The following is a 24,188-nucleotide window of genomic DNA, read 5'->3' as shown; positions in this document are numbered from 1 at the left end:
CGAGTCTAGGAGCGGTACGACGCCGCGCGCCGCCCCAGCAACGCGAGCATCCGCCGCTCCGGGCCGGCGTCGGCGGGGACCGGCACGGGTGGACCGAACTCGCCGTGCTGCTCGAGCGCGAGGGCGAGGGCGGTCGGCATCAGCGCGTCGGCGAGGTCCGCGGCGACCGGGAGGTCCGCGCCCGTCGTACGCCCGACGTCCCAGCCGTGCACCGCGATCTCGACGGCCGCGAGCCGGGCGATGGTGCGCACCGGCATCGGCCGGCCGCCGACCGCGACGGTCGGCGTGGTCGCGCCGGCCCAGGCGCCGAGCAGGTCGCACGCCTTGACCTGGAGCGACCGGATCCGCTCGCCGACCGGCGCCGGTGCGGCGCTGTGGAGGTCGATGGTGCCGTGCGCTCCCTCGGCGAACGCGTCGAGGGAGTCCTCCATGTGGCCGAGCAGGTCGCCGAGGTCCCAGCGCTCACAGGGTGTCGGGAGGTGGAGGTGGGCGGGCGTCACGGTCGCGAGCGTGCTGCGGGTGTAGGCGAGCGCGCGCTCGAGGAGCTCCACCCCCGGGTCCGGTGCGGAGGGGGGACCGGGGAGTGCGGACACCGGATCAGCCGGCGGGGGCGAGGTCGGGCTGCCAGTCCGCCTCGAGCCGTTCGGGGAGGCCGAACCGCCGGAAGTGCTCGGCGCCGAAGAAGGCGGTGACGTGGCGGACCTTCGACCCGGCGAGGCTGAGCACCTGCATGTGGAACGGCTCGAAGTGCCCCTCGGGCTGGCGCATGTAGAGGCCGAACGCGGGCTGGCCGTTGGCGACCGTCCGCAGCATCGGCATGTCGTGGCTACCGCCGGGGCACTGCCGCTCGATGAGCTCGCCGATGTTCTCGGCGCCGCGGTAGTGGTTGAGGAACGGCGGCATGTCCCAGGTGGCGTCGTACTGCAGCAGCTTGACGATCCGGTCGACGTCCTTGGCCCAGAACGCTTCGAGGTAGGCGTCGAGCATCAGCTGCTGCGCGTCGTCGAGGTCCTGCTCGACGGTGTCCGGCGTGAGGCCCCGGTCGTCGAGCTGCGCGTGGGCCCGCTGGAGCGCGGAGTTGACCGCCGCGGCCGTCGTGTCGAGCGCCGCCGCGGTCTCCGCGGCCGACCAGCGCAGCACGTCGCGGAGGATGAGCACGGCGCGCTGCCGCGCCGGGAGGTGTTGGAGGGCGGCCACGAACGCGAGCCGGATCGTGTCGCGCTCGGCGACCTCGACCGCGGTGTCCGGGATCGGCTCCAGCCACGGGATCTCGGCGTCCTGCTCGAGCGCGTCGCCGGCGACGGAGTCCGCCGTACCGAGACCCGCGGGCAGCGGTCGGCGCGGCCGGCCCTCGAGGTTGGTGAGGCAGACGTTGGTGGCGATCTTGTAGAGCCAGGTGCGCACCGAGCTGCGGCCCTGGAAGCTGGCCGAGGCCTTCCACGCGCGAAGGAACGTCTCCTGCACCAGGTCCTCCGCCTCGTGCACCGACCCGCTCATCCGGTAACAGTGCGCCATCAGCTCCCGCTGGTAGCGCCCCGTCAACGTGTCGAAGTCCGCGAGCTCGTCGCTCGCCTGGTCGGTCAGCTGCTCGGTCACCATCGTTCCCATCGCCCTACCCCCGGATCCTCGTGAGTCTGCCTGATGGGTGGACCCGGGTAAACCGGGAAACTCATCGGTCGGGGGCGGGGCGACTCGAGCAGCTACGAGTGCGCTGCGCGCGCGAACCCCAGCGCCCGCTCCGCCAGCGGTACGACGACCGGCCGGTCGGCCGGGATGAGCCCGACCCGGGTCCGGCGGTCGAGCAGGTCGTCGACGGTGGCGGCGCCCTCGTGGGTGACGCCGAAGACCAGCTCGGCGAGGGTGACGGGGATGGTCGGCGAGGGCGGGGCGAGCAGCTCGTCGACGGTGAGGCCGGTGACCTCGCGGGCGGTGGCGAGGACCAGGTCGGCGTCGGTGCCGAACCGTCGCACCAGCCGCGCCTCGCCGGGGGAACCGGCGCGCTCGGCCCGCTCGGCGAGCTCGGTGCGCGGCGCTGCGCCGGCGAGGGGGAGGGTGGCCGTGACGCAGGGACCGGCGGACAGGCCGGCGTGCGCGACCGCGGCGTCGACGGCGTCCTCCGCCATCCGGCGGTACGTCGTCAGCTTGCCGCCCACGATCGTGACGACTCCTGACGGGCTGGTGAGCACGGCGTGCTTGCGGGACAGGTCGGCGGTGGACTCCTCGCCGGTGGACCCTGCTGGACCGGTCGACGTGTCGAGCAGCGGCCGGAGGCCGGCGTACGCCCCTACCACGTCGGACCGCCGCAACGATCGGGAGAACGAGGCCGCGACGACGTCGAGCAGGAAGCCGATCTCGACCTCGGTCGGCTGGGCGACATCGGGCACCGGGCCGTCGGCGGGCTCGTCGGTGAGGCCGACGTAGACCTGGCCGTCGGGCTGCGGCAACACCAGCACGAACCGGTTGCGCTCACCGGGGATCGGCGCGAACACCGCGGCGCCCAGACCGGGCAGGCTCTCGCCACGCAGCACGAGGTGGGTGCCGCGGGAGGGTCGCAGCCGGATGTCCTCGACCAGGTCGCCGGCCCAGACGCCGGCGGCGTTGACGACGACGCGGGCTCGGACGACCGTGGTCGCGCCCGTGAGCTCGTCGCGCAGCGCGACCTCGGTGCCGCTCGCCGACGTCACCCGGGTGTGGGTGTGCACGGCGGCGCCGCGCTCCACCGCGGTGCGGGCGATCGTCGTGACCAGCCGGGCGTCGTCCTCCAGCTGCCCGTCCCACCCGAGCACGGCGCCGCGCAGCCCGTCGGGCCGCAACGTCGGGGCCAGGCGGCGGGTCTCGGCGGCCGTCAGCTTCCGCGGCCGGGGAAGGGTGTCGGCGCTGGTGCCGGCCACCCGGCGCAGCAGGTCGCCGCCCAGCAGGCCCGCCCGGGCCAGGGCCCCCATCGGCCGGCTGACACCGGCCGCGAGCGGCAGCAGCGTCGGCATCGGCCGGGTCAGGTGCGGGGCGGTCGTCTCCATCAGGATGCCGCGCTCGACCGCGCTCTCGTGGGCGATGCCGACCTGGCCGCTGGCGAGGTAGCGCAGCCCGCCGTGCACCAGCTTGGACGAGAACCGCGACGTGCCCCAGGCGAGGTCGAACGCGTCGACGGCCAGCACGCTGAGCCCGCGGCTCGCCGCGTCGAGCGCGACCCCGGCGCCGGTGACGCCGAGGCCGACCACCACGACGTCGACGGACTCCGGGACGCCGGCCAGGCCGGGGATGATGCGTCGGGTCATGGCCGCAGCGCCCTCTCGATCAGCTGGTGGAGCTCGCCGTCGAGCTCCTCGGCGGAGACGTCGTCGTCGGTCATCGTGTGCGCGGAGAGCACGAACCCGTGGGCGGCGAGCACGACGCTGCGAGCCAGGGCGGCGGGGTTGCCGGTCCGCACGGTGCCGTTCGCCTGACCGGCTTCGATCACCGCGACGAGCAGGCCGAGGATCAGCTCCTGTGACCGGCCGCGCCGGGCCAGCAGGTAGGGGAGGATCAGCTCGGGGTCGAGCTCGACGATCCGCACGAACAGCTCGTTCTCGCGCAGCACGGTCACCGCTCCCAGCACGCCGTCGGCGATCTGTGCGGGCGTGGGACCGCCCCCCGCCTGCGCTGAGCTCGAAGCGTCGTACCCCAGCGTCGGCTGGGTCGACGCCACCAGCTCGCCCCACTCGCGGGTCATCAGGTCGCCCAGCAGCTCCGGCATGTCGGACCAGGTGCGGTAGATCGTCATCCTCGAGACGCCCGCCCGCCGCGCCACCTCGGTCAACGTGGTCCGGCGCCAGCCGACGTCGAGGATGCACGCGCGGGCCGCGTCGAGATAGGCGTCCCGCGGCTCGGGGTTGTGACGATGTGACGACATATGTCACACTGTAACACATGACCGAGACGCAGCACGATCTCCAGCTCCAGCCCGAGATGCCGCCGACGCGGTGGGGCGACCCCGCCCACGCCGGCCCGCTCCCGGACGGGGTGCGCGACCTCGTGAGCCTCGTCTTCCCCCTCGTCGAGACCCCTGCCGCGGCCGAGGTCGCGGTGCCGGCCCCGGCGCTCCCCGCCGATCTGGTCGACGGCCTGCGCGAGCTCCTCGGCGAGGAGCACGTCGTCCTCGACGACGCCGTCCGCCGCAACCGCACCCGCGGCAAGTCGACCCCCGACCTGCTCCGCCAGCGCGCCGGCGACCTCGCCGACGTCCCGGACGTGGTCGTCCGACCGGGTGGGCACGACGACGTGCAGGCGGTGCTCGACTACGCGGCCGAGCACCGGATCGCGGTGGTCCCGTTCGGCGGCGGTACGTCGGTGACCGGCGGCCTCGCGGTCGAGCGCGACGGCTACACCGGAGTCGTGTCCCTCGACCTCGGCCGCATGCGCAGCCTGCTCGCCCTCGACCCGGTCTCCTCGACCGCGACCCTCGGCCCGGGACTGCGCGGTCCCGAGGCCGAGGCGCTGCTCGCCGAGCACGGGCTGATGCTCGGCCACTTCCCGCAGAGCTTCGAGTTCGCGACCATCGGCGGCTTCGCAGCGACCCGGTCGAGCGGCCAGTCGAGCGCGGGCTACGGCCGGTTCGACGCCATGGTCGTCGGCCTCCGCGCCGCCACGCCGAGGGGCGAGGTCCGGCTCGGCGGCACCGCGCCGTCCAACGCGTCGGGTCCCGACCTGCGCGAGCTGTTCCTCGGCTCCGAGGGCGCGTTCGGCGTCATCACCGAGGTCACGGTCCGCGTCCGGCCGCTGCCGGAGGTCAAGGAGTACGAGGGCTGGCACTGGCCCTCGTTCGCGGCCGGCGCCGACGCGATGCGCGCGCTCGCCCAGGGTGACCTGTTGCCGACCGTGCTCCGCCTCTCCGACGAGAACGAGACCGCCATCAACCTGGCCCGTCCCGACGCGATCGGCGGCGAGGGTTCTGCTGGGCCCGGGGGAGGCGGCTGCCTGATGATCGTCGGCTACGAGGGCACCCCCGCGGCGGTCGCCGCGAAGAAGGTGGCCGTCGCCGCGGCCCTGACCGACCTCGGAGGCACCCCGCTCGGCGCGGAGCCTGGCGAGGCCTGGGCGGCCGGCCGCTTCAACGCGCCGTACCTCCGCGACTCCCTCCTCGACGTGGGCGTCATCGTCGAGACCCTCGAGACCGTGACGTTCTGGTCCAACCGCGAGCGGCTCTACGCCGCGGTGAGGTCGGCGCTGGAGTCCGCGCTCGGCGAGGGCACGATGGTGCTCTGCCACATCTCGCACGTCTACGCGACCGGCTGCTCGCTCTACTTCACCGTCGCGGCCGCCGGCGGGACACCCGGTGCCGGTGGGGAGGGCCGGCTCGACCGTTGGCTCGCCGCGAAGACCGCCGCCAACGACGCGATCGTCGCCAGCGGCGCCTCGATCACCCACCACCACGCGGTCGGCACCGACCACCGCGACTGGCTGCAGCCGGAGATCGGCGACCTCGGCGTCGCGGTCCTCCGGGCGGTCAAGCGGGAGCTCGACCCGGCCGGGATCCTCAACCCCGGGGTCCTGATCCCGTGACCGGGCAGCGGCGGGCATTCACGTTCCTCGTCAACCCCAACTCCGGCGGCGGCGCCGCACCCAAGGTCGTCGTACCCCTCGCGCGCCGGCTCCGCGAGGCCGGCGCCGACACCGAGGTGAGCTACACCAGCTCGCCGTCGGTCGTTCCCGACCTCGTGCAGGCCGCCGTGGCCGACGGCCGCGTCGTCGTCTCGGTCGGCGGCGACGGGATGCTCTCCTCGGTCGCCGGGGCGGTTGTCGACGCCGGCGGCGAGCTGGCGGTCATCCCGGCCGGCCGCGGCAACGACTTCGCGCGGATGCTCGAGGTGCCCACCGACGAGGCCGGCCAGGCGGCGCTGCTGCTGGACGGTACGCCGACGCAGGTCGACCTGCTGCGTGCGGCCGTCCCGGGCCGTCCCACCGCGCTGGTCGCCGGGTCGGTCTACGCCGGCGTCGACGCGCGCGTCGCCGCGATGGTCGACCGCTCGCACCGGCTGCCGAAGGCGCTGCAGTACCCGGTCGCCACCGTCCGCGGGCTCGCCACCTACCGGCCGGTCGAGGTCACCGTCGAGGTCGACGGCGAGTCCTCGACCCACCGCGCCGCCAACGTCGTCGTCGCGAACTCCCGCTTCTACGGAAAGGGCATGGCGATCGCCCCGGACGCCTCGGTCGACGACGGCGAGCTCGACGTCGTCGTGATCGAGGCCGCCCGCCGGCTCGACCTGATCCGCTCGCTGCCCAAGGTCTACGACGGCTCTCACGTCGCCCTCGACGCGGTGACCGTGCTGCGCGGACGGAGGGTCACCCTGTCCGGGAGCTACGCCGGCACCGGTGCCGCGGTGCCCGTCGGCGCCGATGGTGAGGCGCTCGGCGACCTCCCGGCCGCCGCCGCCGACCCGCTCGTCGTCGACATCCGGCCGGGCGCCCTCACCATCCTGCGCTGAGCCGCTCCACGGTGGTCGTCATCGCCAGCGCGGTCCAGGGGTCACGCTGGCAATGACGACCCCGCGAGGGACCAGACGAGGAGCTCGGTGGGGACGCCCGCCCGGACCTCGTGCTCCGGCTCGTCGACGAAGCAGAACGCGTCGCCGGCCTCCATCGGTGCGGCGAGCGAGGAGCGCAGCAGCGCGCCCGAGGCGACGTAGGCGTGCACGCGGGCGGCGGCCGGCAGGACCAGCGTCTCGTTGGCGTCGAGCCGGGCGACGGCGTACGACGCGCCGGCCGTGCCGGACGCGACCTCGGTCCCGTCGCCGACGACCGGCACCAGCCCGGCGCCGGGCACGGCGTCGGCCGCCGCACCGGCGCGCTGGTAGCGCGGCGGCGTGCCGGTGGCGTCGGGCCGCAGCCAGACCTGGACGAAGCGGGCGGCGCCGGGGGCCGCGACCTCGCTGTGCTGCACGCCCGACCCGGCGGTCAGCACAGCCACTTCACCCGCGTCCAGCGTCGCCTCGGTGCCGAGCGAGTCGCGGTGCTGCAGCGAGCCGGAGAGGACGTGGGTGACGATCTCCAGGTCGGAGTGCGGGTGCTCCTCGAAGCCCTTGCCGGTGCCGAGCAGGTGGTCGTCGTGGCAGACCATCGGTCCGAACGACAACCAGGCCGGGTCGTAGTGCGGCCCGAACGAGAACCCGTGCTGCGTACGACGCCCCGGCTCGCGCTCGACGAACCGGCTGGAACTCCTGCGGATCTCGACGCTCACAGGAGAGGATTGTGCCGTGACGAAGCCGGCGCAGCTGCCCGGGCTGCCCGCCGACTTCCGTTTCGGCATCGGCACCTCGGCGTACCAGGTCGAGGGCGCGGTCGACCAGGGCGGCCGCGGTTCGAGCATCTGGGACACCTTCTGCTCCGAGCCGGGTCGGATCGCCGACGGAAGCAGCGGCCGGGTGGGGTGCGACCACTACCACCGCCTGGACGAGGACATCGACCTGGTGGGGGCGCTGGGCGTCGACGACTACCGGTTCTCCATCGCCTGGCCACGGGTGTTCCCGTCCGGGCGCGGCAACGTCAACGCGGCCGGTCTCGACTTCTACGACCGGATGGTCGACAAGGTGCTCGAGGCCGGCGCGAAGCCGACCGTCACCCTCTACCAGTGGGACCTGCCGCAGGCCCTCGAGGACGACGGCGGGTGGCTCAACCGCGCGACGGTCGACCACTTCGCGGACTACGCCGAGATCGTCGGCGCCCGCCTCGCCGACCGCGTCGAGCACTGGATCCCGGTCAACGAGCCCAGCGTCGTCACGACCTTCGGCTACGGGTCCGGCGAGCACGCGCCGGGCAAGAAGCTGATGCTCGACGGGGCGCCGGTCGCCCACCACCTGCTCCTCGCGCACGGCCGTGCGGCGATCGCGCTGCGGGCCGCCGGCGCCACCAGCATCGGGTGCGCCAACAACCACGCCCCGGTCTGGCCGGCGTCCGACGACGACGCCGACGTCGGGGCGTCGAAGATCTTCGACGCCCTCTGGAACGGCCTCTACGTCGAGCCGATGCTCCTCGGCCGCTACCCCATCGACCTCGCTCCGCTGCTCGAGCACGTCGTGTTCGAGGGCGACCTCGCGACGATCCGGCAGCCGCTCGACTTCTACGGCGTCAACTACTACACGCCGATCCGGATCGGGGTGAGCGACGCCGAGGCACCGATGCCCTTCGAGTTCCGCGAGGTGGTCGGCTACCCGGTGACCGGCGTCGGCTGGCCGGTCGTGCCGGACGGCCTGCGGGAGTGGCTCATCATGTTCCGCGCCCGGCTGCGCGCCGCCGTTCCCCCGATCTACATCACCGCCTCCGGCTGCTCCTACTCCGCCGACCCCGACGCCGACGGCATCGTCGACGACCAGGAGCGGATCGACTACCACGCCGCCCACCTGACCGCCGTCGCCGAGGCGATCCGGATGGGCGTCGACGTGCGCGGCTACTTCGCCTGGTCGCTGCTCGACGACTTCGCCTGGCCGCTCGGCTACCGCGGCCGGTTCGGGTTCGTCCACGTCGACCACGTCACCCAGGAGCGCACCCGCAAGCGGTCGTTCGACTGGTACGCCGAACTGATCCGCACTATTCGCGCGGGGAACGACTGAGTGGCAGACAAGAACCTGGAGGCGATCAGTCGCGGACAGTGGCTCAGGGAGGAGTTCCCGGTCGCCGGATGCGTCACCGTGGTGGTGGGGAACGGAGCGGAACCCGTCGCGGCGGCGTTCGGGTTCGACCTGGAGTCACCGCGCCCTGTCGATCGTGGCAACATCGATGATCAGGCTGTGGGTGTCGCGACGGCTGTCACCGCTGACGGTGCGCCGGCCGTCGTCGTGTCGGAGGACAACGGGTTCGAGGGGTCGCGCACCCTGGTCCTAGGGCCGGCGTCGCGCGGTGGACGGGCGGCCAGCATCTACTGGAACGTCAACGAGATGGTCGTCTTCTCGTGCGCGAGGAACGGGAGGGTGCTGTTCTCCGACGAGGTGGCCTTCATCGACGACGTGAGAGAACTGCCGAAACCCCTGCGCCCGCTCGCCGCGCTGGCTGCGGACGAGGAGCTGGACCTCGACTGGGTGGCGGTGGGAGCCGCGATGGTCGAAGTGTTCACAGACGTGCGTCTCGAGCCGGAGCACGTCTCGCCCGACACCGTCTACGCGCTGACCCCCCAGGTCGACCGGCCGCCGGTCCAGACGCTCGACAACGCGCTGCTGGCTTCCCAGCACGGTCCGCTCGTGCAGAAGATCGGGGAGCTCTCCACCGACCACCGGCGCGCGCTGGTGCACACGATCGCTGGCCTCGCAGCCGAGCGCGCAGACGTGAGCGAAGCGCCCGGCGTCTCCGACCTGCTCGCGAGCGTGACCGCATCGTCCGCTGGCACCGTCAACCCTCGGTTCGAGACGATCCGCCGCGCCTGGGAGAAGGAGTCGCACCGCCTGGACGACCGCTGGAGCGACGCGCAGAACACCGGCGACGACCCGCCGTCCAAGGAAGAGCGCCGACGGGCCAATGCTCGCCGGTGGGCTGGACTAGTGCTTGCGTACGCCTGCGATCCAGACGACCTGTCCGCGGCGCTGGGGTCGGTGTTCTGGGCGGCGCCGATCTTTCGGGCGGATCAACTCCAGCGCGAGTTCTTCGGCATGGTCCGGCAGCTCGCTCGCACGGCACCTGCCGGATGGCGCGAGATCGTCGAGACGCTGCCGCCCGCCCCGACCGGTGCCGACAGGCAGCGGGCGGCCGAGGCCGAGGTCGCCGCGCGTGCAAGGCAAGCCGCTGAGGAAGAAGAGGCGTGGATCTGGGGCGGGTACAAGCCGACGCAGCGGATGAAGGACGCGGCGGGTCCCCACCGCGCCCTCCGAGCCGGCGACGGACCCACACTGGAAAGGCTTTCGCGCCTGCCCGATGACGTGCTGGTACGGGTCGCTGGTTGGGCAGCGCTCAGGACGCTCGAGGAAGGCGGACTGCTGGACCGGTCTTGGTTGAGGGCTGAGGTCGCCGCCCTGCGGACGATGTCCGACGGAAGACTGCCGGCGATCCCGCGTGCTGCTGCTGATCATCGGCTCGGCGAGCTGTGGCGCGACCTTGCCGCTGATCCCGACCTGGTGCTCCCGACCTATGTCGATGCTGACGGTGACCGAGTTTCGAAGGCCCACGCCGCCCTCCCGGTGATCACCGTGGTGCGTGCTGACCACCCCTTGGCGCTGGCCTGCTCGGCAGTCGAGGACGCGCACTGGACCTTCGGTCCTGGGTTTCCGGCGTTCGTCGCGGAACTGTGGGAGCGATTCGAGCGATCCTCCTAGCGTCCTGCGGTCGGGGGGCACGGGAAGCCCCGAGCGCAGGACGCAACGGCGCTCGGTCTCAGACGAGCGCCTTCGCCATCCGCCGCACGATCTCGGTGAGCCGGTCGGCGCTGGTGGCGAGGTTGAGGCGGACGTGGCCGGGGAGGCCAGGGTGGTAGTCGTGGCCGGGCGCGAGCCGGACCCGGCCGTGCTCGAGGGCGACGGCGGCGGGGTCGTCGTGGCCGTAGGCACGGAGGTCGATCCAGGCGAGGTACGTCGCCTCGAGCGGCCGCATCCGGGCGTCGGGCAGGTGCTCGGCGAGGAGCTCGACGAGCAGGTCGCGCTGGGAGGACAGCCGGACGCGGAGGGCGTCGAGCCAGTCGTCGCAGTCGGTGTAGCCGGCGACCGCCGCCACCACGCCGAGCGGTGACCAGGAGTCGTTGCGCGCCATCGGCACGTTGCGGAGGGCCGCGTTGGCGGCGGGGTCCGGCGCGATGATCTGCGCGCACTTCAGGCCCTGGGTGTTGAACGCCTTGGAGCCCGCGACCACCGCGACGGCGTGGTCGGCCGTACCGTCGAGCGACAGGTAGGGGACGTGCGGTGGCGAGCCGTCGAGCACCAGCGGGGCGTGGATCTCGTCGGAGACGACGCGCGCGCCGTGGCGTCGTACGACGTCGCGGATGCCCTCCAGCTCGGCCCTGGTGAACACCCGGCCCCACGGGTTGTGCGGCTGGGTGAGCAGCAGGGTCCGGGCGCCGGCGGCGAACAACCGGTCGAGCTCGTCGAGGTCGATCTCGGCGCGCTCGGCGTCGGGGTCGACGACGAGGTCCACCCGCTGCCGCCCGGTGATCTCCGCGATCGCGAGCTGCGGGGTGTAGCCGGGGATCGGCATGACGACCGGTCCCGGGTCGGACAGGACGTCGAGGGCCAGCCGGACGCCGGCGGTCACGTCGGCGGTGGGGATCACCCAGCGCGGGTCGACCTCGTGACCGAACTGACGCGCCGCGAACCCGGCGTACGCCTGCCCGACCGGGCCGCCCTCGTCGAAGTCGGGGTAGCCGGTCAACCCGCGAGCGACGGCCTCCCGGAGCGCCGCCTCGATCGCGGGCGGCCACGCGTAGTCGTTCTCCGCCACCCAGGCGGGCAGCACGTCCTCGTCGACCAGGCCCCACTTGCAGGGGAGTGCGTACCGGAGCTCCTCGTCGGTGCGGTCCACGATCACGGGACCAGCCTAGGCAGGGTGCGCTAGCCGTTCTCCACGGCCGAGTCGACCAAGTGGTGGATCTCCTCCATCGTGTCGCGCAGCGGGCCGAGGGAGCGCTCGGCCTGGCAGAGGGCGATCGCGCCCTCGATGGCGGCGACGACGAACATCGCGAGCCGGGATGTGCGGGCCGGGTCGACACCGGCGTCCGCCATCACATCGGCCAGCGCGGCCTGCCAGGACTCGAGCACCTCGGTGGCGACGACGCGCAGCGCCTCGTCGTCGGCGGTCGCGACCGCGAAGACCGGGCAGCCGGTGAGGAAGCCGCTGCCCTCGAGCACCTCGCGCCACTCGTCGCCGAACGCATCGAGTGCTGCGACCGGACCCCGCTCCCGGCCGACCTCGATCCGCCGGGTCACCGCCGCGCCGACCGAGCGCAGCGCCTCCTCGATCAGCTGCTGCCGACCGCCGGGGAAGTGGTGGTAAGTCGACCCGATCGGCACCCCGGCCTCCTTGGCCAGGTCGCGCAGGCTCATCGCGCCGACGCCGCGGGTGCCGATCATCCGCGCCGCGCCGTGGATCATCCGGGTCCGGGTGTCGCGTGCCACATCCCCATCCTATTGGCAGCTCTATGACAACTGTCATAGACTCCCGTCATGATCTATGACACTCGTCATAACACGAGGCAGACGGTGCTCGCCGACGACGGCCGCGCGCTGCCGATCACCACGTTCGAGCCGGAGGGCGAGCCGCGCGGAGTCGTGCTCGTCGTACCGGCCATGGCGACGCCGTCGTCCTTCTACTCCTCCTTCGCCGCCCACCTCGCCGCGCGCGGCCGACGCGCGGTGACCTTCGACTACCGCGGCACCGGGAGCCCGGCCGAGATGAAGGCGGAGACCGCCGATGTCGATCGTTGGTTCGCCGACGTGCGCGCGATCCTCGACGTGGTCGCCGACGACGCCGGCGACCTCCCCGTCACCTGGATCGGGCACAGCCTCGGCGGGCAGATGGTGCCGTTCGTCGACCACACCCGACTGGCATCGATCATCACCGTGACCGCCGGCGACGGCTACTGGCGGCGCAACCAGCCCGGCGTCCGCTGGCTCGCTCCGGTCATGTGGCGGGTCATCGCGCCGCTGGCGATGCGGGTCGCCGGCTACTACCCGGGCCGCCGCCTCAACCTCCTCGGCGACGTGCCGTCCGGCGCGATGCGGCAGTGGTCGCGGTGGTGCCTGCACCCGGAGTACCTCCAGGTCGACCACCCGGAGGCGCCCGCTCTCTTCGCCGAGGTCAAGGCGCCGATGATGTCGCTGTCGTTCACCGACGACGAGCTGATGAGCGCGGAGAGCATCCAGCACCTCCACGACTGGTACTCCTCCGCCGACATCGTCCGCCAGCGCTACACCCCCGCTCAGCTCGACGGTCGCCACCTCGGCCACCACGGCTTCTTCCGCAGCGCCCACGCCGACCTCTGGGACGAGCTGCTCGAGCCCTGGCTGGCCGGCTGACGACGCACCCGGGAAAATCGTCGTGAATCCCCCGAGATGACGACGGAATTCCCCGGTGCGTGGCCACTCAGAGGCCGGCGGCGACCTCGGTGCCCTGCTTGATGGCGCGCTTGGCGTCGAGCTCGGCGGCGATGCCGGCGCCGCCGATGACGGTGCGGTGGGGGAGGCCGGGGGCGGCGAGGTCGCGGACGGACTCCTGGCCGGCGCAGAGGACGACGTGGTCGACCTCGATGACCTCGGGCTCGCCCTCCACGGTGAGGTGCAACCGCAGGCGCTCGCCGGAGCCGGTCGGCTCGATGCGGTCGTACGACGCGCCGCTGATCTGCCGCACCGCGGACTGCTTGAGCACGGCCCGGTGCGCCCAGCCCGACGTCTTCCCGAGGCCCAGGCCGATCGGGGACTTCTTGCGTTGCAGCAGGGTGACCTCGCGCTGCGGCGCGCGCGGCTTCGGCTCGGTGAGGCCGCCGCGGTGCAGGCTCGGGTCGGCCACGCCCCAGTGCGCCATCCAGTCCTCGGGCGTCTCGCCCGGGTCGTGGGTCAGCCACACCGACATGTCCACGCCGATGCCGCCCGCGCCGATCACGGCCACCTGCCGCCCGGGCACGACGGCACCGGACAGCACCTCGTCGTACCGCAGCACCCGCGGATGCTCCACGCCCGGGATCGACGGGATTCGCGGTCGCACCCCGGTGGCGACCACCACCTCGTCGTACGACGTCAGCTCGGCCTCGCCCGCCTCGACTCCCAGTCGGACGTCGACGCCCAGCACCTCGAGCCGGCGGCTGTAGTAGCGGAGCGTGTCGCGGAAGTCCTCCTTGCCCGGCACCTGCATCGCGAGCTTGAACTGCCCGCCGAGGTCGGACGACTTCTCGAAGAGCGTGACCGAGAGCCCGCGCTCGGCCGCCGACACCGCCGTGGCCAGCCCGGCCGGTCCGGCTCCGACGACGGCGACCGACTTCTTCACCCGCGTCGGGCGCAGCACGAGCGTGGTCTCGTGGCAGGCGCGCGGGTTGACCAGGCACGACGCCTTCTTGTTTCGGAAGACGTGGTCCAGGCAGGCCTGGTTGCAGGCGATGCAGGTGTTGATCTCGTCCGCGCGCCCGGCCGCCGCCTTGTTGAGGAAGTCGGGGTCCGCGAGCAGCGGCCGCGCCATCGAGACCAGGTCGGCCTTGCCGGAGGCGAGGATCTCCTCCGCCGCCTCGGGGGTGTTGATCCGGTTCGACGCGCAGACCGGCACCGAGACCTCGGCCTTGAGCCGTGCGGTGTGGTCGACCCAGGCCTCGCGCGGCACCTGCGTGATGATCGTCGGCACCCGCGCCTCGTGCCAGCCGATGCCGGTGTTGAGCACGGTGACGCCGGCGCCCTGCAGCAGCAGCGCGAGCTCGACGACCTCCTCCCAGGTCTGGCCGTCCTCGACCAGGTCGAGCAGCGAGATCCGGTAGACGATCGGAAAGTCGCCGCCGACGAGCTCACGGGCACGCTGCACGATCGCGACCGGGAAGCGCATCCGTTTCCGCGCCGTACCTCCCCACGCGTCCGCCCGGTCGTTGGTGCGCGCGGCGAGGAACTGGTTGATCAGGTAGCCCTCCGACCCCATGATCTCGACCGCGTCGTAGCCGGCCTTCTGCGCGAGGCCGACGGCGCGCGCGAAGTCGGAGACCGTCCGGTCGACGCCCTTGGTCGACAAGGCGCTCGGACGGAACGGTGTGATCGGCGACTTCCTGCTCGACGCGCTGACGCTGAACGGGTGGTAGCCGTAACGGCCGGCGTGCAGCACCTGCAGCGCGATCGCACCGCCCTCCTCGTGCACCGCGCCGGTGATCTCGCGGTGCCGCATCGCCTGCAGCCGGGTGGTCAGCTCCGAGGCGAACGGCTTGAGCCAGCCGCGCTTGTTGGGCGCGTAGCCGCCGGTGATGATCAGGCCGGTGCCGCCGCGAGCCCGCTCGGCGAAGTACGACGCCAGCTTGCTCGTGTTGAGCGCGCTGTCCTCGAGGCCGGTGTGCATGCTGCCCATGACCAGCCGGTTGCGCAGGGTCAGCGAGCCGAGCGTGAGCGGCTCGAGCAGGTGGGGGTAGCTCATGGGTGTGCCTCCAGGTACTCGGTGAGCCACGCGATCCAGGTCTCCTCCATGAGGATGCCGCCGCGCAGCACGAGGTACTGGTCGAGCTCGAGCCCGGCCAGCGGCTCCCTGTCAGGGGGGCCGTCGGGATAGTCCCGCTTCATCAGCTGCCGGTAGTGGTCCAGCCGGGTGTGGTGGTCGGCGAGCCGGGCTCGGACGACGTCGAGCACCGCCTCCCGGTCGCCGAACGACGCCCCGCGCAGCTTGACCGCGAGGTCGCTGCGCAGCGGGGTGTCGGGTGTCGGCTCGGCCAGCCAGTCCGCCAGCGCGGTGGCGCCGAGCGTCGTGACCTCGTAGACCTTCTTGTCCGGCCGGCCCCGCTGGGCGACGGTCTCGACCCGGACCCAGCCGTCGTTCTCCATCCGCCCGAGCACGCGATAGATCTGCTGGTGCGTCGCGCTCCAGAAGAACCCGATCGAGCGGCCGAACCGCTTCGCCAGCTCCAGCCCCGATGCGGGCTGCTCGCGCAGGGCGACGAGGAGGGCGTGCTCGAGGGCCATGGCGCGAGTGTGGAGCACCTATGCAACGAGTTGCAAGCCCACGGCTCGGGATGTGACCACCCGCACCGCGCCGACGGCCTACGATCGCGCCATGCGCCTGACAGCCCGCCGCTTCCTCCCCGTCGCCTCCGCCGTCGCCCTCACCCTCGCCTTCGTGGCCTGCGCGCCGGAGGAGGAGGCCGAGGACAAGACCGGTGACGTCGCCGAGGCCGACGAGTGCGCGACCGACGAGCTGGTGCTGAAGGAGGACGGGGTGCTGACGATCGGCACCGACTCCCCGGCGTACGACCCCTGGTTCAACGACAACGACCCGAGCAACGGCAAGGGCTTCGAGTCTGCCGTCGCGTACGCCGTGGCCGAGGAGCTCGGCTTCGACGCCGACCAGGTGAAGTGGATCAAGGTCGGCTTCAACAGCCTGGCCAAGCGCGGTGAGAAGCCGTTCGACTTCGACATCAACCAGATCTCGATCACCCCCGAACGCGACGAGGTCGTCGACTTCTCCGAGGGCTACTACTCCGCGGCGCAGGCCGTCATCGCGCTCAAGGGCAGCCCGGCCGCCGACGCCACCAGCCTCGAGGACCTCAAGGGCCTCAAGCTCGGCGCCCAGACCGGCACCACCTCGCTGACCGCGATCCGCGAGGTCATCCAGCCCGACCAGGAGCCGGCCGTCCTCGACGACACCAACGTCGCCAAGCAGCAGCTGCAGAACGGCCAGCTCGACGCGATCCTCGCCGACCTGCCGACCGCGTTCTACATCAGCGCGGTCGAGATCCCGGACTCCACGCTGGTCGGGCAGTTCCAGGTGGAGGGCGAGGCGACCGAGGAGTTCGGCATGCTCTTCGAGCAGGGCAGCGAGCTGCTGCCGTGCGTCAACCTCGCGCTGCAGTCGCTGAAGGAGGACGGGACCCTCGCCGAGATCGAGCAGCAGTGGCTGTCCGACGTCGTGAGCGTCCCCGAGCTGCAATGACACCGTGGACGCCGAGCGCCCGCGAGCTCGAGCGGCGCCGCGTCCGCACCGGCCTGACCCGGCGTCGGGTCCTCGTGGGCTCGGTCGCGACCGCGGTCGTGGTCGGCGGCCTCGCCGCCGTCGTCTTCCTGTCCCCGGGCTGGCCCCGGGTGCGCGCGACCTTCTTCGACGGGTTCCACGCCCGCGAGTCGCTGCCGGCGATCGTCGACGGCTTCTGGATCAACGTGAAGATGTTCCTCATCGCCGAGCCGATCATCCTGGTGCTGGGCCTGGCGATCGCGATCACCCGCAGCTCGCGGTCGCCGCTGCTGGTGCCCCTGCGAGGGATCGCCGTGGTCTACACCGACGTCGTGCGGGGCATCCCGACCCTGCTCCTGGTGTTCCTCTTCGCGTTCGGCATGCCGGAGCTCGACCTCCAGGGCCTGCCCGACGGGGCGTTCTTCTGGGCGACGGTCGCGCTGATCGTGTCCTACTCCGCCTACGTCGCCGAGGTGTTCCGCTCCGGCATCGAGTCCGTCCACCCCTCGCAGTGGCTCAGCGCCGAGGCACTCGCGCTGACGCGCGGCCAGGCCCTGCGCCACGTCGTCGTGCCGCAGGCGGTGCGCCGCGTCGTGCCCCCGCTCCTCAACGACTTCGTCTCGCTGCAGAAGGACACCGCCCTGGTCGCGTCGGTCTCGATCTTCGACGCGCTCTTCACCGCGCGCGACTACGCCAACTACAACTTCAACTTCACCCCCTACGTCGTCGTCGCCTGCTTCTTCATCGCGATGACGGTGCCGCTCGCGCGGCTCTGCGACTGGCTGGCGAGGCGGGTCGCCCGCCGCGAACGGGCAGGTGTCCCGTGACCTCACCCCCCGTCATGGAGGTGAAGAGCCTCCGCAAGACGTACGGCGACCGCGTGGTGCTCGACGACGTCTCGCTGACCGTCGGCGCCGGCGACGTGATCTGCCTGATCGGCTCGTCGGGCTCGGGCAAGTCGACGCTGCTGCGCTGCCTGGCGCTGCTGGAGGAGATCGACGACGGCGTGATCGAGCTGGACGGCCGCGAGATCTCCGACCCGCTCGTCGACCCGCGCGAGGTGCGCAAGTCGATGGGCGTGGTCTTCCAGGCCTACAACCTGTTCCCGCACCTGTCCGTGCTCGCCAACTGCACCCTGGCGCCGCGCAAGGTGCACGGGCAGAGCAGGGCAGCGGCCGAGGCGAAGGCCCGCGAGCTGCTCGAGCGGTTCGGGCTCGCTGAGCACCTCGACAAGCACCCCGACCGGCTCTCGGGCGGCCAGCAGCAGCGGGTCGCGCTGGTGCGGGCGCTCTGCACCGACCCCGAGCTGCTGCTGCTCGACGAGATCACCGCCGCGCTCGACCCCGAGCTGGTCGGCGACGTGCTCGGCATCGTCCGCGACCTGGCCGCGGGCGGGACGACGATGGTGCTCGCGACCCACGAGATGGCGTTCGCCCGCGACGTCGCGACCAAGGTCTGCTTCCTCGACGGCGGACGCATCATCGAGTCCGGCCCGCCCGAGCAGGTGCTGGTCGAGCCGGAGCAGCCGCGCACGCGGGAGTTCCTGCGGCGGGTGCTCCCGGGATGACCGGCGCCAGGGCCGCGGCCCACGGGCAGGCGTCGTACGACGTCCGCCTCGACTGGGGCCCGACCGGCGGGGCCGCGGTGGCTGCCGGGGCCGACGTCGCGGTCGTCGTCGACGTGCTGTCCTTCACCACCACGCTGGGCATCGCGGTCGGCCGGGGCACCCGCGTCTACCCGTTCCCGTGGAAGGACGAGCGGGCGGCGGCGTTCGCGGCGGAGCGCGACGCGGTACTGGCCGTGGGCCGGCTCGAGGCGGGTCTCGACAAGCTCGATCACCGAGGTGACCAGCCGCCCAGCCTGTCGCCCGCCCAGCTGCTGACGTCGACGCCGGTGGCGCGGCTGGTGCTGCCCTCGCCCAACGGGTCGACGATCTGCGCAGCACTGGAGGACGTGACGGTGGTCGGCGCGTCGTTGCGCAACCGCACGGCGGTCGCGCGCTGGCTGGCGAAGCGGGTCGTCGGCGGCGCCCGGGTCGCGCTCGTCCCCTCCGGCGAGCGGTGGCCCGACGGGTCGCTGCGGCCGGGCCTCGAGGACCTCTGGGGCGCCGGCGCCGTCCTCGCCGCCCTCGATCTCGACGGGGTGCGGATGAGCCCCGAGGCGCGGCACGCCCTGCGGTCGTTCGAGGACGTGCAGGACGACCTCGCCGGCGCGCTCGCCGAGTGCGCGAGCGGCCGGGAGCTGGCGGCGGTCGGCTACGAGGCGGACGTCGTGGCCGCGGCCGACATCGACGCGGACGACGCCGTCCCGGTGCTCACCGCCGACGGGTTCGTCGCCGCCGACTGACGGGACCGGCGGGCCCGACCGGGCTCAGAGCGGTCGGGCGAAGACCTGGGTCCAGTACTTGCGGCCGGCGCCGTCGGTCGCGATCCCGATCCCGATGTGCCGCAGCCGGCAGTTGAGGATGTTGCGGCGGTGGCCCTCGCTGCGCATCCAGCCGCGGACGACGGCCCGGGGCGAGGCGTGGCCGTAGGCGATGTTCTCCGCAACCATCGACCAGCGGTACCCCTCGCGCGACACCCGGCTCCCCAGGTCCGGCTCGCCCGATAGCTGGTGGTCGAGCCTGCCCTGGTTGCGCATCTTGTTGGTGTGCTTCTGCGCGGCGCGCATCAGCGCCGGCCGGGAGCGGAGCGGGTTGCACCCCCGCGCCTCGCGCCGGGCGTTCGTGAGCGCGATGACGCGCGCCTTCGCGCCGCCCCCGCGGGCGGCGCGGTCGGACCCGTTGGACGCTGCCGCGGCGGGCGCCGGGGCCGGCGCGACGACGAGTGCTGCGGCGAGGACGGTGAGGACAGCCAGTACCTTGCGCATGACCTCCAGTGTTGCGGCCGCGGCAAACGGCGTCGCACGTCGGTTCGGATAGCCTGCCGAGGTGACGGTGAGGCAGGCCGCACTCCTCCTCGCGCTCGTCGCGGGCTGCGTCGGAGCCGCTGTCGGCGGCTTCCCCGACCTGCACGTCTACCGCTACGGCGGCGAGTCCGTGCTCGACCGGTGGCCGGTCTACGGCTCCGACGACCCGGTCACCGGCTACCCGTTCACCTACCCGCCGATCGCCACGGTCCTGTTCGTGCCGCTCGCGGTCGTCCCGGGTTGGGTCGCCGCGGCCGGGTGGACCGCGGCCGGCGCCGCGTGCCTGGCCGCCACCGTCGTCGTCGTACGACGGGCGCAGGGTCGGCCGGTCCCCGGCGGGCCCGTCGTCGTGGTCTGCGTGGCGGCGCTCGGCACGGAGCCGGTCTGGCAGAACGCCGCGTTCGGGCAGGTCAACCTGCTCGTGATGGCTGCGGTGCTGGTCGACCTGCTCGGTCGCGAGCGGCGCTGGTCGGGCACGCTGATCGGCCTCGTCGCCGCCGTGAAGCTGACCCCGCTCGTGTTCGTCGTGCTCCTGGTGCTGGTCGGCCGCCGCCTCGCCGCCGCCCGTGCCCTCGTCGTCTTCGCGGCTGCGGCCGGGATCGGGCTGCTGGCGGTGCCGGGAGCGTCGACGTACTGGACCGACCAGCTGCTCGATCCGACCCGGGTCGGCCCGCCCGCCCTCGCCCACAACCAGTCGGTCACCGGCGCGCTGACCCGGCTGCTCGACGGGCCGCCGGACACCTGGCTCTGGATCGCGGTGGCCGGCCCGGTCGCCGCCGGCGTGCTGGTCGTCGCCGCCGGCTGGTGGCGGCGCGGCGACCGGGCGCTCGCCGCCTGCCTCGGCGCCGTCGCGATGCTGCTCGCCTCGCCGGTCTCGTGGTCGCACCACTGGGTCTGGGCGGTGCCGGTCGCGCTGGTGCTGTGGGAGCGGAACCGGTGGGCGGCCGCGGGATGGGCGCTGGTGTTCGTGGCCCGGCCGGTGCTGTGGCCGCCGTGGGGCGAGGGCCGCGAGCTGGACTGGTCGCCGGTCGAGCACGTGCTCGGCAACGGATACTCGCTGGCGGCCCTGGCGCTGGCGGGCTGGGCCGCGTTCGCGCTGGTCAGGGGACGGGAGCAGGAGCCGGAGACCGCGCTGCGCCGTACCCCGTAGGCTCCTTGTTCGTGAGCATCCTGGACGACGCCCGCGAGGGCATGGACACCGACATCAGGCCGCAGGACGACCTCTTCGGCCACGTGAACGGACGCTGGCTGGTGGAGACGGAGATCCCGTCCGACCGCTCGAGCTGGGGCCCCTTCGTGGAGCTGGCCGACGTGTGCGAGCAGCAGGTCCGCGACATCATCACCGAGCTGGCCGACGGCGTCGCCGACGGGACCGGGGGTGCGGACGCGGCCGACGCGGAGAACGCGCGCAAGATCGCCGACCTCTACAACTCCTTCATGGACACCGAGCGGATCGCGACCCTCGGCCTCGGGCCGGTGCGGGCGCTGCTCGAGGCGGCGTCCGGGCTGCGCGACGTCCGTGACCTGGCCGCGTTCCTCGGCGAGTTCGAGCGGGTCGGCGGCTACGGGGTCTTCGGCTCCTACGTCGACACCGACGACCGCAACTCCGACCGCTACCTCTTCCACGTCGTGCAGGGCGGCCTCGGCCTGCCGGACGAGAGCTACTACCGCGACGACAAGTTCGCCGAGATCCGCGCCGCCTACGCCGCCTACCTGACCAAGCTGCTGACGCTCGGCGAGCACGCCGATCCCGAGGGCGCGGCGCAGCGGATCCTCGACCTCGAGACCGAGCTGGCCAAGGGCCACTGGGAGCGGGCCGAGACCCGCGACGTGCAGAAGACCTACAACCTGCGCACCGCCGACGAGCTCCGTGCGATGTGCCCCGCGTTCGACTGGGACGCCTACGTCACCAACCTGGGCGGTGCTCTCGACGGCGAGCAGGCGACGATCGCGGAGGTGTGCGTGCGGCAGCCGTCGTACCTCGAGCACCTCTCGACGGTCCTCACCGAGGCGCCCATCGAGACCTGGCGCGAGTGGATGTACAGCCGCGTGCTGCGCTCCGCGGCGCCGTACCTCACCGACGAGCTCGTCGAGACCAACTTCGACTTCTACGGCCGCACCCTCTCCGGCACCCCGGAGCTGCGGGCCCGCTGGAAGCGCGCGGTGTCGTTCGTCGAGGGCGCGGTCGGCGAGGCCGTGGGCAAGGAGTACGTCGCCCGCCACTTCCCGCCGGAGTCCAAGGCGATGATGGACGACCTGGTCGCCAACCTGCTCGCCGCCTACCGGGTCTCGATCGAGGCGCTGGACTGGATGACCGAGGAGACCAAGCAGCGCGCGTACGAGAAGCTCGAGACCTTCCGGCCGAAGATCGGGTACCCGGAGAGGTTCCGCGACTACTCCGCCCTGCCTGTCGTCGCCCACGACCTGGTCGCGAACGCCCAGGCCTCCGCGGCCTTCGAGACCGACCGGCAGCTGAACAAGATCGGGTCGCCGGTCGACCGCGACGAGTGGTTCATGCTGCCGCAGACCGTCAACGCCTACTACAACCCCGGCACCAACGAGATCTGCTTCCCCGCGGGCATCCTGCAGAAGCCGTTCTTCAGCCCCGACGCGCACCCGGCCGAGAACTACGGCGGCATCGGCGCCGTGATCGGCCACGAGATCGGCCACGGCTTCGACGACCAGGGGGCGCAGTACGACGGCGCCGGCAACCTCAACGACTGGTGGACGCCCGACGACAAGGCCGCCTTCGAGGTGAAGTCGAAGACCCTGGTCGAGCAGTACGACGACTTCGAGCCGCGCAACCTGCCGGGCGAGAAGGTCAACGGTTCACTGACCGTCGGCGAGAACATCGGCGACCTCGGCGGTCTCACCATCGGCCACAAGGCGTTCGTGATCGCGCAGGAGTCGGCCGGAGCCGAGGCGACGATCGAGGACCGCCGGAAGCTGTTCATGAACTGGGCTTACGTCTGGCGGACCAAGCGGCGCAAGGAGCAGGAGCAGCAGTACCTCACCATCGACCCGCACAGCCCGCCGGAGTTCCGCGCCAACATCGTGCGCAACCTCGACGAGTTCCACGAGGTCTTCGGGACCAGCCCCGGCGACGGCCTCTGGCTCGACCCCGCGGACCGCGTCCGCATCTGGTGAGGTCGGCCGCGGGGGTGCTGGACTAGTCCACTCGGTAAAAAGTTCACCGACATTTTCCGGATCTGCACTTCCCGCGGTCGCCGACCGACTAACTTTCTACTCGCCGCCGCAAGTGACCCGAGACGCTTGCGGCGGCCTTCATTTTTCCGCGGAACCCCCCGAGGAAGATCGCCGGCAGCAGGACCCAGATCGGCCAGAAGTAGCCGAACCCGGTCAGCGCCCAGATCGCGACGCAGACGACGGACGCCCGGGCGAGGCCGTCGGGCGAGCAGGGGCCGACGCGGTCGGGACGGTCCTCCGGCCCGGGCCGGCCCGGGGTGTAGGGCTGGTAGCTCGTCGGTGTCTGGCTCATGCCACCCATGACACCCCCAACCCGCCCGCCGCACATCTATCTGCGGTCAGAACTTCCCGTCGGTCCTGAGGGAGAGATCGGCGTCTCCCGGTCGTCGAGCAGGCCGAACCTGTCGGTCGTCGAGTAGCCCGAGCTTGTCGGTCGTCGAGTAGCCCGAGCCCGCGCTTGGTCGTCGAGTAGCCCGAGCGCTCTGGCGCCCCTCGGTCGTCGAGTAGCCCGAGCGCTCTGGCGCCCCTCGGTCGTCGAGTAGCCCGAGCGCTCTGGCGCGAGGGCGTATCGAGACGCGGTGAGATCCCTGCGGCCTTGCGGCCGTGGATGGTGGCGACCGAAAGGGCTTTGGACGGAGGGGAGGGGGCGGGTGGTTGCGCGCCGCCGCCGACCTGCCGGTCGGTCGTCGAGTAGGCCGAGCGCTCTGGCGCGAGGGCGTATCGAGACGCGGTGCGATGCCCGCGGCCTTCGGGCTGTGGGTGGTTGCAACCGAAAGGGCTTTGGATGGGAGGGAGGGGACGGGCGGCTGCGCGCCGCCGCAGGCCTGCCGGTCGGTCGTCGAGTAGGCCGAGCGCTCTGGCGCGAGGCCGTATCGAGACGCCGGTGAGATCCCTGCGGCCTTCCGGTCGGGGGTGGTCGCGACCGAAAGGGCGTTGGACGGGAGGGAGGGGGCCGGTGGTTGCCCGCCGCCGCTGGCCTGCCGGTCGGTCATCGAGTAGTCCGAGCGCTCTGGCGCGAGGCCGTATCGAGACGCGGCGCGATCCCTGCGGCCCTGCGGCTGCGGGCGGTCGCGACCGAAAGGGGCTTTGGACGGGAGGGAGGGGGTGCGGGGCTGCCCGCCGCCGCCGGCCTGCCGGTCGGTGGTCGAGTAGTCCGAGCGCTCTGGCGCGAGGCCGTATCGAGACGCGGTGAGATGCCCGCGGCCTTCGGGCTGTGGGTGGTCGCGACCGAAAGGGCTTTGGACGGAGGGGAGGGGGCGGGCGGTTGCGCGCCGCCGCCAGCCTGCGGGTCGTCCTCGGTGGTCGAGTAGGCCGAGCGCTCTGGCGCGAGGACGTATCGAGACCCCGCAAGCCAAGAAACCGCCGTACTTTTCGGGTAATCCCCCTTCCATCTTGAGTCGAACTGGTGTACGATCGACGTACGTCGAACCCCTCGACCAGCCGTCCACGAGACTCAGATCTAGGACACCCCGGCACCAGGCCACCGGACCCATCGCCTGAGCAGCTGGGAG

Annotated in this window: 22 protein-coding genes; 11 read left to right on the top strand and 11 right to left on the bottom strand. The window is 72.5% G+C overall.

The genetic code is table 11. The annotated features are described in order from the left end of the window. Positions 1-5 precede the first annotated feature (5 nt). The 4 genes from DJ010_RS11875 to DJ010_RS11860 form a co-directional block, all read right to left on the bottom strand. Positions 6-551: a TIGR03086 family metal-binding protein gene (locus tag DJ010_RS11875; protein ID WP_158283008.1), complete on the bottom strand. Its 546-nt coding sequence runs from the start codon at positions 549-551 to the stop codon at positions 6-8. A 46-nt stretch (positions 552-597) separates the two neighbouring features. Then, entirely contained in the window at positions 598-1,608 is a 1,011-nt protein-coding gene (locus DJ010_RS11870; RefSeq protein WP_211318762.1) for a sigma-70 family RNA polymerase sigma factor, read from the bottom strand. Positions 1,609-1,700: 92 nt separating this feature from the next. Then, the gene (locus DJ010_RS11865; protein WP_109693966.1) at positions 1,701-3,275 is read right to left on the bottom strand and encodes a glycerol-3-phosphate dehydrogenase/oxidase; all 1,575 of its coding nucleotides are present in this window, start codon (positions 3,273-3,275) and stop codon (positions 1,701-1,703) included. Next, on the bottom strand, positions 3,272-3,889 hold the full coding sequence (locus DJ010_RS11860; RefSeq protein WP_109693964.1) for a TetR/AcrR family transcriptional regulator: 618 nt from the start codon (positions 3,887-3,889) through the stop codon (positions 3,272-3,274). The genes DJ010_RS11865 and DJ010_RS11860 overlap by 4 nt, the downstream gene beginning before the upstream one ends. Before the next feature lie 17 nt (positions 3,890-3,906). Here DJ010_RS11860 and DJ010_RS11855 point away from each other — a divergent pair, with 17 nt between their 5' ends. Both DJ010_RS11855 and DJ010_RS11850 read left to right on the top strand, forming a co-directional pair. Then, on the top strand, positions 3,907-5,538 hold the full coding sequence (locus DJ010_RS11855) for an FAD-binding oxidoreductase (protein ID WP_245927478.1): 1,632 nt from the start codon (positions 3,907-3,909) through the stop codon (positions 5,536-5,538). Beyond that, positions 5,535-6,461 (top strand): diacylglycerol/lipid kinase family protein, encoded by a 927-nt coding sequence (locus tag DJ010_RS11850; protein WP_109693962.1) that lies wholly within the window; start codon positions 5,535-5,537, stop codon positions 6,459-6,461. The genes DJ010_RS11855 and DJ010_RS11850 overlap by 4 nt, the downstream gene beginning before the upstream one ends. Before the next feature lie 41 nt (positions 6,462-6,502). Here the strand turns inward: DJ010_RS11850 and DJ010_RS21820 are convergent, their stop codons facing one another. Then, positions 6,503-7,213, bottom strand: a complete 711-nt coding sequence (locus DJ010_RS21820; RefSeq protein ID WP_158283007.1) for a pirin family protein — start codon at positions 7,211-7,213, stop codon at positions 6,503-6,505. 16 nt (positions 7,214-7,229) lie between these two features. On the opposite strand from DJ010_RS21820, the gene DJ010_RS11840 reads away from it, so the two are divergent. Together DJ010_RS11840 and DJ010_RS11835 are read left to right on the top strand one after the other, a co-directional pair. Then, positions 7,230-8,582 carry a GH1 family beta-glucosidase gene (locus DJ010_RS11840; protein ID WP_109693960.1) on the top strand — a complete coding sequence of 451 codons (1,353 nt, stop codon included), beginning with the start codon at positions 7,230-7,232 and terminating at the stop codon, positions 8,580-8,582. Beyond that, entirely contained in the window at positions 8,583-10,271 is a 1,689-nt protein-coding gene (locus DJ010_RS11835) for a DUF6461 domain-containing protein (RefSeq protein ID WP_109693958.1), read from the top strand. Between the two features lie 58 nt (positions 10,272-10,329). Here the strand turns inward: DJ010_RS11835 and DJ010_RS11830 are convergent, their stop codons facing one another. Then, positions 10,330-11,472 (bottom strand): MalY/PatB family protein, encoded by a 1,143-nt coding sequence (locus tag DJ010_RS11830; protein WP_109693956.1) that lies wholly within the window; start codon positions 11,470-11,472, stop codon positions 10,330-10,332. A gap of 23 nt (positions 11,473-11,495) precedes the next feature. After that, positions 11,496-12,059 (bottom strand): TetR/AcrR family transcriptional regulator, encoded by a 564-nt coding sequence (locus DJ010_RS11825; protein WP_109693954.1) that lies wholly within the window; start codon positions 12,057-12,059, stop codon positions 11,496-11,498. Between the two features lie 48 nt (positions 12,060-12,107). Here DJ010_RS11825 and DJ010_RS11820 point away from each other — a divergent pair, with 48 nt between their 5' ends. Further along, positions 12,108-12,959, top strand: coding sequence for an alpha/beta hydrolase family protein (locus DJ010_RS11820; RefSeq protein WP_109693952.1), 852 nt, complete (start codon positions 12,108-12,110; stop codon positions 12,957-12,959). Positions 12,960-13,026: 67 nt separating this feature from the next. Here the strand turns inward: DJ010_RS11820 and DJ010_RS11815 are convergent, their stop codons facing one another. Next, complete coding sequence (locus DJ010_RS11815) at positions 13,027-15,039, bottom strand: FAD-dependent oxidoreductase (RefSeq protein ID WP_109693950.1); 2,013 nt, start codon at positions 15,037-15,039, stop codon at positions 13,027-13,029. Then, entirely contained in the window at positions 15,036-15,578 is a 543-nt protein-coding gene (locus tag DJ010_RS11810) for a PadR family transcriptional regulator (protein WP_109693948.1), read from the bottom strand. The genes DJ010_RS11815 and DJ010_RS11810 overlap by 4 nt, the downstream gene beginning before the upstream one ends. Positions 15,579-15,669: 91 nt before the next feature. Between DJ010_RS11810 and DJ010_RS11805 the strand changes: the two genes are divergently transcribed. The 4 genes from DJ010_RS11805 to DJ010_RS11790 are packed head-to-tail and all read left to right on the top strand — an operon-like array spanning position 15,670 to position 18,909. Then, positions 15,670-16,545 carry an ABC transporter substrate-binding protein gene (locus DJ010_RS11805; RefSeq protein ID WP_109694465.1) on the top strand — a complete coding sequence of 292 codons (876 nt, stop codon included), beginning with the start codon at positions 15,670-15,672 and terminating at the stop codon, positions 16,543-16,545. Next, positions 16,542-17,390, top strand: coding sequence for an amino acid ABC transporter permease (locus DJ010_RS11800; RefSeq protein WP_109693946.1), 849 nt, complete (start codon positions 16,542-16,544; stop codon positions 17,388-17,390). The genes DJ010_RS11805 and DJ010_RS11800 overlap by 4 nt, the downstream gene beginning before the upstream one ends. A gap of 14 nt (positions 17,391-17,404) precedes the next feature. Beyond that, the gene (locus tag DJ010_RS11795) at positions 17,405-18,130 is read left to right on the top strand and encodes an amino acid ABC transporter ATP-binding protein (RefSeq protein ID WP_109693944.1); all 726 of its coding nucleotides are present in this window, start codon (positions 17,405-17,407) and stop codon (positions 18,128-18,130) included. After that, positions 18,127-18,909, top strand: a complete 783-nt coding sequence (locus DJ010_RS11790) for a 2-phosphosulfolactate phosphatase (protein ID WP_109693942.1) — start codon at positions 18,127-18,129, stop codon at positions 18,907-18,909. Before DJ010_RS11795 ends, DJ010_RS11790 begins: the two co-directional genes overlap by 4 nt. Before the next feature lie 24 nt (positions 18,910-18,933). On the opposite strand, the gene DJ010_RS11785 is transcribed toward DJ010_RS11790, so the two are convergent. Beyond that, positions 18,934-19,431 carry a CAP domain-containing protein gene (locus DJ010_RS11785; protein WP_109693940.1) on the bottom strand — a complete coding sequence of 166 codons (498 nt, stop codon included), beginning with the start codon at positions 19,429-19,431 and terminating at the stop codon, positions 18,934-18,936. A 61-nt stretch (positions 19,432-19,492) separates the two neighbouring features. Here DJ010_RS11785 and DJ010_RS11780 point away from each other — a divergent pair, with 61 nt between their 5' ends. Next, on the top strand, positions 19,493-20,620 hold the full coding sequence (locus DJ010_RS11780) for a glycosyltransferase 87 family protein (protein ID WP_109693938.1): 1,128 nt from the start codon (positions 19,493-19,495) through the stop codon (positions 20,618-20,620). A gap of 11 nt (positions 20,621-20,631) precedes the next feature. Continuing rightward, positions 20,632-22,617 (top strand): M13 family metallopeptidase, encoded by a 1,986-nt coding sequence (locus DJ010_RS11775; protein WP_109694463.1) that lies wholly within the window; start codon positions 20,632-20,634, stop codon positions 22,615-22,617. A gap of 88 nt (positions 22,618-22,705) precedes the next feature. Here DJ010_RS11775 and DJ010_RS11770 read toward each other — a convergent pair whose 3' ends face one another. Further along, positions 22,706-22,969 (bottom strand): 2TM domain-containing protein, encoded by a 264-nt coding sequence (locus DJ010_RS11770; protein ID WP_146207329.1) that lies wholly within the window; start codon positions 22,967-22,969, stop codon positions 22,706-22,708. Positions 22,970-24,188 lie beyond the last annotated feature (1,219 nt).

The sequence above is a fragment of the Nocardioides silvaticus genome (genome assembly GCF_003160695.1).
GTDB classification, from domain to species: domain Bacteria; phylum Actinomycetota; class Actinomycetes; order Propionibacteriales; family Nocardioidaceae; genus Nocardioides; species Nocardioides silvaticus.
Note: the sequence above shows the minus strand (reverse complement) of the source record. Positions and strands in the feature narration are given on the sequence as shown.